This is a genomic window from Cloacibacterium sp. TD35 (assembly GCF_028864635.1).
Lineage (GTDB): Bacteria > Bacteroidota > Bacteroidia > Flavobacteriales > Weeksellaceae > Cloacibacterium.
The window spans coordinates 915,976-928,281 of sequence record NZ_CP104850.1 but is presented as its reverse complement, the minus strand read 5'-3'; the positions used below and the strand labels follow the sequence as shown (position 1 = coordinate 928,281).

12 protein-coding genes are annotated in these 12,306 nt (G+C 32.9%); 9 read left to right on the top strand and 3 right to left on the bottom strand.

Going from position 1 to position 12,306, the window contains the following annotated elements; genetic code table 11:
* Window positions 1–38 precede the first annotated feature (38 nt).
* Together nusA and rimP are read right to left on the bottom strand one after the other, a co-directional pair.
* Window positions 39–1,274, bottom strand: coding sequence for a transcription termination factor NusA (nusA, locus tag N7277_RS04185; RefSeq protein ID WP_104793187.1), 1,236 nt, complete (start codon window positions 1,272–1,274; stop codon window positions 39–41).
* A gap of 57 nt (window positions 1,275–1,331) precedes the next feature.
* On the bottom strand, window positions 1,332–1,799 hold the full coding sequence (rimP, locus tag N7277_RS04180) for a ribosome assembly cofactor RimP (protein WP_274780489.1): 468 nt from the start codon (window positions 1,797–1,799) through the stop codon (window positions 1,332–1,334).
* 190 nt (window positions 1,800–1,989) lie between these two features.
* Between rimP and N7277_RS04175 the strand changes: the two genes are divergently transcribed.
* From N7277_RS04175 to N7277_RS04140, 8 genes are all read left to right on the top strand, one after another.
* Complete coding sequence (locus N7277_RS04175; RefSeq protein WP_274780488.1) at window positions 1,990–3,300, top strand: UDP-glucose dehydrogenase family protein; 1,311 nt, start codon at window positions 1,990–1,992, stop codon at window positions 3,298–3,300.
* 2 nt (window positions 3,301–3,302) lie between these two features.
* Entirely contained in the window at window positions 3,303–4,382 is a 1,080-nt protein-coding gene (gene rfbB / locus N7277_RS04170) for a dTDP-glucose 4,6-dehydratase (RefSeq protein ID WP_274780487.1), read from the top strand.
* A gap of 1 nt (window position 4,383) precedes the next feature.
* Window positions 4,384–5,241 carry a glucose-1-phosphate thymidylyltransferase RfbA gene (rfbA, locus tag N7277_RS04165; protein ID WP_274780486.1) on the top strand — a complete coding sequence of 286 codons (858 nt, stop codon included), beginning with the start codon at window positions 4,384–4,386 and terminating at the stop codon, window positions 5,239–5,241.
* Window positions 5,242–5,357: 116 nt separating this feature from the next.
* Complete coding sequence (locus tag N7277_RS04160) at window positions 5,358–6,206, top strand: ABC transporter permease (RefSeq protein ID WP_274780485.1); 849 nt, start codon at window positions 5,358–5,360, stop codon at window positions 6,204–6,206.
* A 170-nt stretch (window positions 6,207–6,376) separates the two neighbouring features.
* Window positions 6,377–7,687, top strand: a complete 1,311-nt coding sequence (locus N7277_RS04155; RefSeq protein ID WP_274780484.1) for an ABC transporter ATP-binding protein — start codon at window positions 6,377–6,379, stop codon at window positions 7,685–7,687.
* Window positions 7,688–8,180: 493 nt separating this feature from the next.
* The gene (locus tag N7277_RS11945; protein ID WP_446715124.1) at window positions 8,181–8,351 is read left to right on the top strand and encodes an alpha-1,2-fucosyltransferase; all 171 of its coding nucleotides are present in this window, start codon (window positions 8,181–8,183) and stop codon (window positions 8,349–8,351) included.
* Window positions 8,352–8,354: 3 nt separating this feature from the next.
* The gene (locus tag N7277_RS04145; protein WP_274780483.1) at window positions 8,355–9,197 is read left to right on the top strand and encodes a glycosyltransferase family 2 protein; all 843 of its coding nucleotides are present in this window, start codon (window positions 8,355–8,357) and stop codon (window positions 9,195–9,197) included.
* A 188-nt stretch (window positions 9,198–9,385) separates the two neighbouring features.
* Window positions 9,386–10,324, top strand: a complete 939-nt coding sequence (locus N7277_RS04140) for a glycosyltransferase family 4 protein (RefSeq protein ID WP_274780482.1) — start codon at window positions 9,386–9,388, stop codon at window positions 10,322–10,324.
* 38 nt (window positions 10,325–10,362) lie between these two features.
* Here the strand turns inward: N7277_RS04140 and N7277_RS04135 are convergent, their stop codons facing one another.
* Window positions 10,363–10,923, bottom strand: coding sequence for a helix-turn-helix domain-containing protein (locus N7277_RS04135; RefSeq protein WP_274780481.1), 561 nt, complete (start codon window positions 10,921–10,923; stop codon window positions 10,363–10,365).
* A 653-nt stretch (window positions 10,924–11,576) separates the two neighbouring features.
* On the opposite strand from N7277_RS04135, the gene N7277_RS04130 reads away from it, so the two are divergent.
* Window positions 11,577–12,212, top strand: coding sequence for a DUF6266 family protein (locus tag N7277_RS04130; protein WP_274780480.1), 636 nt, complete (start codon window positions 11,577–11,579; stop codon window positions 12,210–12,212).
* Window positions 12,213–12,306: the final 94 nt, after the last annotated feature.

The following is a 12,306-nucleotide window of genomic DNA, read 5'->3' as shown; positions in this document are numbered from 1 at the left end:
TATTAAGCCAAATTATTTTTGTTATAAAATTAAAGATATTAATCTTCGAATTCTGCTTTTAGAATTCTTTTTACTTCTTCTATCGTTTCTTCCTCTAAGTCGGTCATGTTTACTAGTGCTTCTGTATCTTTATCTAAAACACTTTTCGCTGTTTCTAAACCTACTTTCTTAAACTCAGCAATAATCCAAGCTTCGATTTCATCGTCAAATTCTGTTAATTCCACATCATCATCTGCTTGTTTTTCTCTGTAAACATCTATTTCAAAACCAGATAACCAAGATGCCAATCTAATGTTTTGACCTTGTTTACCGATTACTTTAGAAATTTCTTCTACTGGCGTGTAAACGAGTGCGTAGTTTTCATCTTCATTGATTTCTACTTTATTAATCGTTACATTACCAAGTGCTCTCTTCACAAGAATTTCTGAATTTTTAGACCATTGAATTACGTCTATATTTTCATTTCTCAATTCTCTTACTACGCCATGAATTCTAGAACCTTTTACCCCAACGCAAGCTCCAACTGGGTCTATTCTATCATCATAAGCATCTACCGCGATTTTCGCTTTTTCACCAGGAATTCTCACTACTTTTTTCAAAATAATAGTACCATCTTGAATTTCTGGAATCTCAAGTTCTAATAACTTTTCTAAGAATTTAGGAGCAGTTCTAGAAACGATAATTTGAGGCTTAGAACCTTTGAAATCTACGGTCTCTATTATCGCTCTTACATTATCTCCTTTTCTGAAAAAGTCAGAAGGAATTTGGTTTTCTTTTGGTAAAATATATTCATTCCCTTCGTCATCTAGCAAAATTACATGTTTGTGACGAATATGATGTACTTCACCGATGGCCAATTCACCAATTCTATCTTTAAACTGCTCATAAAGCATTGCATTGTTATGCTCTTGCAATTTAGTTGCTAGAATTTGCTTAAGAGTTAATATATTTCTTCTTCCCAGTTGTGCTACAGGAATTTCTTGAGTATATTCTTCACCTACTTCGAAAGTAGGGTCTATTTTTTTCGCTTCTGAAATTTCTATTTCTAAATCATCATCTTCTGACATTTCATCTTCCACAATTGTTTTATTTAGAAATATCTGAAAATCTCCTTTATCAGGGTTTACAATTACGTCAAAATGGTCATCAGAATCATATCTTTTTCTCAAAAGAGTTTTCAATGAATCTTCAATGATGGCCATTAAATCAATCTTACTAATCCCTTTTTCGTCTTTAAAATCACCAAAGGATTCAATCAACGCTAAATTGTCCATTTTAATTTTTTTATATTAATTTTAATGTTATTTAAACCAGTTTTAGCCCTAAAAAGACTAAAATTTAATGACTACAAGAGCCTTTTTTATCTCAATGTAAGGAATTTCTTTATTCTCTACTACATCTTCTTTCCCTTTCCCTACTAATTTAGGCCTTCTGTATCTCAATACCAGAGTTACTTTTTCATCATCTACCGCTACTACTTCACCTTGTATTTTTTCATCAGAATTCAGAAGTACTTCTATCTCTCTGCCTATATTTTTCTTAAACTGACGAGGAAGTTTCAACGGCTCGCTTAATCCAGGGCTCATGACTTGCAAAGAAAAATCATGCTCTTCTCTATCGAGGTTAAATTCTATTGCTCTACTTGCATCTAGACAATCCTGAAGACTTAAACCTTCATCGCCATCTAAAATTACCGTAATATCATCTCCTGCAGAAATCTTTAAATCAACGAGATATAGGTCTTTTCTAGTTTCTAAAAACTCATGAACGAGTTGCTCTACTTTTGCTCTAAAATCCATAATCACATTTGAGGTTACGCTACGAAAAAAGGCTTTCTTTCGAAGCCTTCTCATTTCTTTTCCGTAAATCCGATGCAAATATACATAATAATTTTGAATTTCGCAAAGATTGTTGGTTTTCAAAAGATTAAGAATTTCCCCGAGAACTCAAAAAATCACTAACTTTGCATAAATTTAAAATCATAAAGCTTTGAATATTTCAATAGTAGGAACCGGATATGTAGGCCTAGTAACCGGCACCACCCTCGCCGAACTTGGTAACACAGTATATTGTGTAGATATTGATGAAAATAAAGTAGAAAGAATGAAACAGGGCATCGTCCCAATCTACGAACCTGGCTTAGAGGAAATGTTCCTTAGAAACATACAGGCAGAGAGATTATTCTTTACTACCAACATTAAAGAAGCATTAGACAAGTCTGATGTGATTTATTTAGCCTTACCTACTCCGCCAGGAGAAGATGGTAGTGCTGATTTATCATACGTCATCAGTGTAGCCAACCAAATTGGTGAAATGATGACCAATTACAAAGTCATTGTAAACAAATCTACTGTACCTGTAGGCACAGCAGACAAGGTAAGAGAGGTAATCTCTGCAAAAACACAAATCCCTTTTGACGTAGTTTCTAACCCAGAATTTTTACGTGAAGGTTTTGCCGTAGAAGACTCTATGAACCCTTCTAGAGTAGTGGTAGGAAGCTCTTCGGAAAAGGCAAAAGATATTATGGCAAAAATCTATCAGCCATTTACCAATACAGGCATTCCTATTATTTTCATGGATGAAAAATCTTCGGAATTAACCAAATATGCCGCCAACTCTTTCTTGGCCGTGAAAATTACTTTCATGAACGAAATTGCAAATTATTGCGAAAAAGTGGGCGCAGATGTAGACAAAGTACGTCTTGGAATGGGTAGTGATGACAGAATTGGTCACAGATTCCTTTTCCCTGGAATAGGCTACGGAGGAAGCTGTTTCCCGAAAGACGTAAAAGCATTAATAAAATCAGGAAAAGAAGAAAATTTTGATTTTAAAATTCTAGAAGCTACTGAATACATCAATAAAAAACAAAAAGTAATCTTAGTAGACGAAATCGAAAAATATTTCGGTGGAAACCTAGAAGGTAAAAAGATTGCCATGTGGGGATTAGCTTTCAAAGCTAATACAGACGATATCAGAGAAGCTTCTTCATTAGACAATATAGAACTTTTATTAGAAAAAGGTGCTCAAGTGGTAGCTTATGATGCCATAGCAGAAGAAAATGTAAAAAATATTTTAGGAGACAAAATAGAATACGCCAAAGACATGTACAGTGCTCTAGAAGGCGCAGATTGTCTTTTAATTGCTACTGAATGGAGCGAATTCAAAAACCCTAATTTTGAATTAATGGCTTCTAAATTAAAAAACAAAGTCATTTTTGACGGTAGAAATATGTTCTCTATGGAGCAAGTAGAAAACACTGGCTTCTTTTATAAATCCATTGGAAGAAAAACTATAAAATAATCATGAAAAACATCATCATAACAGGAGGAGCGGGATTTATTGGTTCGCACGTAGTACGTGAATTTGTAAAAAACAATCCAGAATGCAATATCATTAACCTAGATGCTTTAACGTATGCTGGGAACCTCGAAAATTTAAAGGATATAGAAAACAAACCCAATTATTTTTTCGAGAAAGCAGATATTACAAAACCTGAAGAACTAAGACCAATTTTTGAAAAATATCAGCCTGATGCAGTTATTCATTTGGCTGCAGAATCTCACGTAGACAGAAGCATTACAGACCCAAATGCATTTATCAACACCAATGTTTTTGGAACAGCAAATCTTCTGAATTTATGTAAAGAATTTTGGACGCTAAATCCAGAACATACTCACGGAAATTTCCCTGAAGGCAAAAGAGAAAATCTTTTCTACCACGTTTCCACAGACGAGGTTTATGGTGCTCTTGGCGAAACAGGATTCTTTACCGAAGAAACACCTTATGACCCGAAATCTCCGTATTCTGCAAGCAAAGCAGCTTCAGACCATTTCGTGCGATCTTACGGAAACACCTACGGATTACCTTTCGTGATTTCTAATTGTTCTAATAATTACGGGCCGAATCATTTCCCAGAAAAACTGATTCCGCTTTGTATTCACAATATCATCAATGAGAAACCTTTGCCTATTTATGGCGATGGAAAATACACCAGAGACTGGCTATATGTAGTAGATCACGCTAAAGCAATTCACCAAATCTTCCATGAAGCAAAAACGGGAGAAACATATAATATTGGTGGTTGGAATGAATGGCAAAACATAGATTTGATTAAAGAACTCATCAAACAAATGGATGCAAAATTGGGAAAACCAGCAGGTTATAGTGAAAAACTGATTACATTCGTAAAAGACAGACCAGGTCATGATAAGCGTTATGCTATTGATGCTACAAAATTGAACAAAGATTTAGGCTGGAAACCAAGTGTAACTTTCGAAGAAGGTTTGGCAAAAACCATTGATTGGTTTTTAGAAAACGAAGAATGGTTAAATAATGTGACTTCTGGAGATTATCAAAAATATTACGAAAAACAATATTCTTAAAATGAAAGGAATAATATTAGCAGGAGGTTCAGGAACTAGATTGTATCCACTTACCATTGCCGTAAGCAAGCAACTCATGCCTGTTTATGACAAACCTATGATTTATTATCCGCTTTCTGTATTGCTTTTGGCAGGGATTCGTGAGATTTTAATTATCACCACGCCTCAAGATCAAGAAAGTTTCAAAAAATTATTGGGAGATGGTTCTTCTATTGGCTGTAAGTTTGAATATAAAGTTCAGCCTTCTCCAGATGGTTTAGCACAAGCTTTTATTCTGGGAGAAGAATTTATTGGTAACGATTCTGTTGCCTTAGTTTTGGGAGATAATATTTTCTACGGAAGTGGGTTACCTCAACTTTTGGAAAGCAAAACAGACGTAAAAGGAGGTTGCGTTTTCGCTTATCAAGTTTCTGACCCAGAAAGGTATGGCGTAGTAGAATTTGATGAAAATTACAAAGCAGTTTCCATTGAAGAAAAACCTCAACACCCGAAATCCAATTACGCGGTTCCTGGTTTATATTTCTATGATAACACTGTGGTAGAAATTGCCAAAAATCTGAAACCTTCACCAAGAGGAGAATTAGAAATTACAGACGTTAATAGAATTTATCTAGAAAAAGGAGAATTAGAAGTGGGCGTAATGTCTCGTGGAACCGCTTGGCTAGACACCGGAACCTTTGACTCGCTACACGAAGCTTCAGAATTTGTAAAAGTTCTAGAAAAAAGACAAGGCTTCAAAATTTCCTGTATAGAAGAAATAGCCTACAAGAAGGGCTTTATCAATAAAGAACAACTGCTAAAATCTGCCGAAAAATATGGCAAAAGTGGTTATGGCGATTATCTAAAAAAATTATTGTAAAAAAACTACCTGATTATAAGGTAGAAATAGGTCCATCTATTTTTTTACAACCATTAGGAAGATTTTCTATATTTTTGTAATTAAACTTCTTTTTGGTGCATATTATTAAAACACAAATGGAAAATAAAAACACAGAATGGACTAATATCATTAGCTCCGAGCATTCTTTATTTAAACTAAATTTAAAAGAGGTTTGGGACTACCGAGATTTGGTCTATATGTTTGTAAAAAGAGATTTTGTATCTAGCTTTAAGCAAACTATACTAGGGCCTCTTTGGTTTTTCATTAACCCGATATTCACTACGGTTGTCTACCTTATCGTTTTTGGTAATATCGCCAATCTCTCTACAGATGGTGCCCCTAAAATTTTATTTTATTTAGCTGGGGTAACCTTATGGAATTATTTTTCGAGTTCACTCGGCGGAACCTCTAATGTTTTTGTGGGCAATGCAGGTATTTTTGGGAAAGTGTATTTCCCTAGATTGGTCATGCCTATCACCATCGTTATTTCTAACCTCATGAAATTTGGGGTACAGTTTTTACTCTTTCTGGTCGTATTTTTATACTATTGGTATTTAGGTGAAGTAACCCCTAACCTTTGGGTATTATTTACCCCAGTGTTTATTCTACTGATGTCTCTTTTTGCATTGGGAGTAGGAATGATTTTTTCTTCATTAACTACCAAATACAGAGACCTCAGCATGCTTTTGTCTTTTGGGATTAGCTTGTATATGTACGCTACACCAGTTATCTACCCCACCTCTATGTTATCTGCTAAAATTCAGCCTTATGCTAAATACAATCCGCTAACGGGCATTTTCGAAGGATTCAAATACGCATGGATGGGTGTGGGAGAATTCCATCCTATTATGTTGTTGTACAGTACCGTTATTATCCTAATTTTACTCGCGGTAGGCACCGTTATTTTTAACAAAGTAGAAAAAGGATTCATGGACACTGTGTAAAAAAGTGATGTGATAATGTGATAATTTGAAAATTTGATAATGAAGTAAAAGAATAAAAAAAAGTATTAAGAAATACCAAATACCAAATACTAATTACAAATCACTCATAACTTTATAACCTCATAACCTCATAACTTTATAACCTCATAACCCCATAACCCTCACAAAAATTGAATAAAAACATCGTCATAAAAGCTGAAAACATTTCTAAGCAATATCGTCTTGGGCAGGTAGGCACAGGAACTATTTCTCATGACCTGAATCGTTTTTGGCATAAAATAAGAGGCTTAGAAGACCCTTATCTCAAAATAGGGGAAACCAATGATAGAAGCACCAAGGGAGACAGCGATTACGTTTGGTCTCTGCGAGATATTAATTTTGAAATAGAACAAGGCGATGCTGTGGGAATCATTGGCAGAAATGGAGCTGGTAAATCTACCCTGCTTAAAATTTTGAGCCGAGTAACCAAACCTACCACTGGAACCATTTATACCAAAGGCAGAATAGCCTCTTTGCTAGAAGTAGGCACAGGTTTTCACCCAGAGATGACGGGTAGAGAAAACATTTACCTGAATGGCGCTATTCTAGGGATGACCCGAAAAGAAATTACCCGAAAGTTTGATGAAATTGTAGATTTCTCTGGCGTAGAAAGATATGTAGACACACCTGTAAAACGATATTCTTCTGGGATGTATGTACGCTTGGCATTTGCAGTAGCCGCACATCTGGAATCTGAAATCCTCATTGTAGATGAAGTACTTGCGGTAGGCGATGCGGAATTTCAGAAAAAATGCCTTGGCAAAATGGGTGATGTCTCCAAAGGAGAAGGAAGAACCGTATTATTTGTAAGTCACGATATGAGAGCAGTGTCTAGACTCTGTCAAAATGCTATTTCACTCAAAAATGGCTACATTCTTGAACAAGGCCCGAGTACAGAAGTAATAAAAAATTATCTCGAGAGTAACTACTCCGAAATTGAAATAAATAAATTTTCAAAAAAAATTGAAAATACAGGATTAGTATTAAATACTTTTTGTTTTAAGCAAAATAATGTAGTTACAAACAAATTAGAACAAGGTAAGCCTTTTTCAATTGAAATTGAAATAAAAAACAACAGCGAAACAGATGAACCTATTGAGTTTAATATTGAAATAAAAAACTCTTATGGTGAAGGAGTTACATGTACTGGAAATCAATTTCAAAGACAAGAAATTATTGCAAAAGCAAAAAAAAATACTAAAATTATATTTTCATATGATGAATTGATTTTAAGGGATGGCAATTATTATATTGATTTGTATGCTCTTTTATCTAATTTAAAAAAGAGTATTTACCTACAAGAGTTGATGACTATAAATGTACTAAAAGCTCAAGAAGAATATTTTATCAATAATGAAAGAAAATGGAATTATTTTCCACAAGGTATGCAACATGGCTATTCAGCTACAGAATTTCAATCTTTTAACATCGATTATAAATAACAAAACTTTCTAATTTTAATACCCTTCTAAAATTGATAAAGAAAGTATAAAAAATGTTTTTAAAAGATTAATCAGAATTTATAAAATAATAAAAGCTTAGCTCCTTAAATCAACCATTATAAAAATTTAACCAACAAAGATATATTATTCAATAGGTTGATTTGTTTATAAAGTACAAATTAGTTTAATTTACAAATATTTTAAATTATAAACCAAATTGATATAGATTTAAAATGATAAAAAAGAAAATGTGGGAAATAATAGATTTTTTTCTTGATAAACTGGATAAAAGAAAAAAAATAAAATATTGGGAATCGTTAATTTCTAACCCTAATGTAAAGATAGACGCTTCATTTATGCCTTTTTTTCAAAATAACATTTTCTTACTTGATAAATTGATGACGAAGATTTTGCGATAAAACAATATGGAAATTTAGAGAACTTTACCATCGTAAAAGGAAACTCAAAAAATGCTTGGAAAGACATGGCTTTGATGAGTTATTGCAAGCATCACATTATTGCCAACAGTAGTTTTAGTTGGTGGGGAGCTTGGCTTTCTACCTATAAAGACAGTATTAATATTGCACCCAAAAAATGGTTTAATCCCGAAGTAGCTCAATTTAACATCGATGATTTTGTACCTTCTCATTGGATAAAAATATAAAATATGAACACACCGAAAATAACAATACTTATAGCCAATTACAATAACGGTCATTTTTTTACAGATTGCTTTAATAGCCTAATTAATCAGACAGAACAAAATTGGGAAGCCATAGTTATAGATGATTGTTCTACAGATAATTCTGTTGAAATTATAAAAAGTTTAATCGCAGAAGATTCACGTTTCAGGTTTTTTAAAAATGAAAAAAATATAGGCTACCAAAAATCATTAATTAGAGGCATTGAACTATCAGAAGCTCCAATTTTTGCAAGGTTAGATCCGGATGATGCTTTAACATGTGATGCATTAGAAGAATCCATAAATGCTTTTAATCAAAATCCTAAAATTGGACTTGTTTTTTCAAACTATTTTATATGTGATGAAAATTTAAATCCTATTGATGTTCACTATGGAAAAAAAGTTTCATTTAATAATAATTTTTTTAATTTAGATTGGAGTATAGGCCATTTCGCTTGCTTTAAAAATTCAATTTATAAAAAAACTACAGGCATTGACGAGAACAATAAAAGAGCCGAAGATCAAGATATTTATCTAAAAATGGTGGAAATTGCACCCTCATTTCATATTAACAAAACACTTTACAAGTATAGAAGACATCTAGGAGGTGCGTCAAGTTTTTCTAATTCAGAAAAATATTTTTTTTGGCATTGGGTTGCAGTAATAAAAGCTGCTGAAAGAAGAAATATTAACATAGAAAATTTATTTTATGAAAACTTTTGTTTAAATAAGAACAATAAACTAGAAATCATAATAAACAAATTAAATAATTCAAAGTGGATAAAGCTTGGTAAATTTTTAGGGTTACTTAAAAATTCTGGTCTATGACACAAATAATATCTAAAATAGTAAGACTTAAAAATGTTTTTGAATTATTTCTTAAAATTTATCACAAAAAAAACATTTTTATTTTTCCAGTTTTTCACACAGGAGGGGCTGAAAAAGTGCACCTAGACATCGTGAAATCTTTTCCTAAAAAGGATAATCTAGTAATTTTTACTAACAAATCCTACAATATGCATTTTTTAGAAGAATTTGAAAAACATGCTAAAGTTTTTCATTATCATAATTTTAAGCATAACTATTATTATAGAATTATTATTCTAAAAATATTAAGTAACATAAAGAACAGCAATAAAATAACAATATTTGGGTGTAACAATACTTATTTCTATGACATTCTAGATCATCTACCCCTAAAAGTAAAAAAAATAGATCTACTTCATGCTTTTTCATTACCAGACCCTGGTGGTGCAGAAGTTTACAGCCTAAAAAAAATTCCTTTTTTAGACAAGAGAATAGTAATTAATCAAAAAACAAAAAACGATTTTATCAATTTATATAAAGAAAAAGGGATATCAGATGAGTATCTTGAACGGATAAAAATTATAAACATAGCAGTAGATACTCCTGAGTCAAAACCTATTAAAAACTTTAATAAAGAAAAACTAGAAATTATTTTTTGTGGAAGAATTGCTAAGGAAAAAAGAGTACATCTTGTAGTAGAAATTGCAAAAAAAGTAAGCGAAATTGCCAATGTAAAGATTTATGGGCATAAAGAAATGAACATTGAAGGAATAGATGAATTTTATCAGAAAAATATTATTAACCCAAATGAACTCAAACAAATCTATGAAATATCAGATGTTTTACTGATTACATCTTATAGAGAAGGATTTCCGGTAGTTATAAAAGAAGCTATGGCAAATGGGGTAGTTTGTATATCCACAGATGTAGGGAGTATTTCTGAACATGTATTAAATAATAAAACTGGGTTTATTGTAGAGAATAATAGTGAAGAAGAAATTGTAAATAAATTTGTAAAATTAATTACCCAATTATTCTCAGATAAAGCTTTACTCAAACAACTTTCAGACAAAGCTTATCATCACGCAATTGAAAATTATAACATGAATAAATTTCAACAAGAAATAAGACGAGTCATTCATAATTAGTTAAATAAAAAACTCCCCATAATTGGGGAGCTTTTTATTTAAAATTTTAGGGGAATAATGTTGCTTTTTATATTGGGCAAGCCAACTAGTTTTATTTTCTTTGGCCAAAGTTGTAGGGTGGCGTGGTGCAGCTTTCGTTTGACCTTAAGGTGTTGGATGTATTTTTTTAATTCTTTAGGACGATGTTTATTTTCGCCCCTCGGGAAATAGGTCAGTCTTTTGGCCAATCGGTCTACATCTATTATTCTGCTTCTCGGTCTTGGCGTAGTACGTCGCCTGATATGTTCATTAAGCGGGATTATATTGTCTTTTTCACCTTCAGGAACTTCGGGTTCATGTGCAGGCAATACCATAAAGTTTTTAGGATAGTAAATCTTACCACCAAAGCGAATAAATCTTATTTCGCCATTTTTTCTGCGGCGTTGCAAGGTTCTTTCAGAGACCATTAGCTTTTCCATCATTGAGACATTGTCATAAAACAATAAATCTTCATCAGATGGTCTGTCTAGAACAGATTCTGCTTTTTTTAAAGGGTTTACTACTTCTGCGATTACCTCTAGGGCTTTTTGTAATTCTTGTCCGCTAATTAAATACGTCATAAATAAGAATTTTATAAAAATATAGATAAGTTATTAGCTTTGGTTCACCCCTTTTTTTCTTTGTAAATCAGAGGGATAGACCAAAAGTGTATTTCAAAATTAGAAATTAATTTTTTAATCTCAAAATAGTTTTTAGTAAAAAGTTATAAAAAATGTATTTTTTTTAAAAAAAGTTATCCACATGTACATGAAAAATAAAATTACATATAAATAATTGTATATAATTTTGCGAATAATGAAATAACCAATGGAGAAAAGTGATATTTCTTCACTAGAATCTCCTTAGAGTTTCCCTTGAATCAAAGTGCAGTCAAAGTGCAGTTTTGTTCGGAAAAAGTACCCGTTTTCCGAAGCAGACTCGAACCTGATTCGAACGTGATTCGAACAAAACCCTATTTTGAGGGGTAGAAAATCCCAATTTCTATCCTGTCTATTTTTCAATTTTTAGGAAATCTTTCCGAAAAATCATTTTTCTCACTCCAGCCAAAACGCCACTAAAAGACAATACTTGCTAAACCCCGACAATACCCGACAAAAGCAGACAAATAGTTGATTTACAATGTTTTGCGATATATATTTGTACTCGTAATAGCGCTGCAGAGCTAATACAAGTGACTCTAATTTTTTTGTACAACCCCTAAAAATAAATAACAGTGGGAAAAATCAAAACAGGAATCCTCGGAGGATTCCAAGGCAAAGTAGGAACGGTAATCGGTTCCACATGGAGAGGTGAAAGCATTATGAGAGCTTTACCAAAATCAGCAGCAAAAGCGCCTTCTGAATTACAAAAACTTCAGCGATTAAAATTCAAAGCGGTAAGCGAATTCCTCAACCCGCTAAGAACCACCCTAAGTACTTACTTTGGAAATGATACTGGAGTAAAAAGCAAGTACAACATGGCTACTTCTTACCACATTACCAATGCGGTAGAAGTGACCAACGAGGTAGCACAAATTCTGTACTCTAGAGTATTGGTAGCCAAAGGAACACTTTTTGGGTTCCAGAACCTTACCTCTACACACGCAGATACAAATATTGCTCTGCAATGGGAAGACAATACCATTTTCGGTAATGCCAAAGCAGAAGACACCGTAAATGTGGTGTGCTATAGCGAGGAGGTAAATACCTTTTATGTATTCGAAAACATAGCGACCAGAGATGGGCTTACTGCCACTGTTACGCTACCACAGAATTTCATAGGGTATGATGTAGAAGTCTATGCATTCTTATATGACTCAGCTTCTAAAACAGCCAGCAACTCGGTTTATCTAGGGAACATTGCTCTCTAATCGGTAAAAGGTGTGGTGTACAAAACAACTCTTTAGGCTTTTGCTTAGGGAGTTGTTTTTGTTTTAATTTTGAGTAGAAAACCAAAGAGCAGCT

Excerpts from the sequence above, each read along its gene's own strand:
- rimP (WP_274780489.1), bottom strand. The coding sequence starts at position 1,799 with ATGGATTTTAGAGCAAAAGTAGAGCAACTCGTTCATGAGTTTTTAGAA.
- rfbB (WP_274780487.1), top strand. The coding sequence starts at position 3,303 with ATGAAAAACATCATCATAACAGGAGGAGCGGGATTTATTGGTTCGCAC.
- N7277_RS04145 (WP_274780483.1), top strand. The coding sequence starts at position 8,355 with ATGAACACACCGAAAATAACAATACTTATAGCCAATTACAATAACGGT.
- nusA (WP_104793187.1), bottom strand. The coding sequence starts at position 1,274 with ATGGACAATTTAGCGTTGATTGAATCCTTTGGTGATTTTAAAGACGAA.
- N7277_RS04160 (WP_274780485.1), top strand. The coding sequence starts at position 5,358 with ATGGAAAATAAAAACACAGAATGGACTAATATCATTAGCTCCGAGCAT.
- N7277_RS04135 (WP_274780481.1), bottom strand. The coding sequence starts at position 10,923 with ATGACGTATTTAATTAGCGGACAAGAATTACAAAAAGCCCTAGAGGTA.
- rfbA (WP_274780486.1), top strand. The coding sequence starts at position 4,384 with ATGAAAGGAATAATATTAGCAGGAGGTTCAGGAACTAGATTGTATCCA.
- N7277_RS04140 (WP_274780482.1), top strand. The coding sequence starts at position 9,386 with ATGCATTTTTTAGAAGAATTTGAAAAACATGCTAAAGTTTTTCATTAT.
- N7277_RS11945 (WP_446715124.1), top strand. The coding sequence starts at position 8,181 with ATGAGTTATTGCAAGCATCACATTATTGCCAACAGTAGTTTTAGTTGG.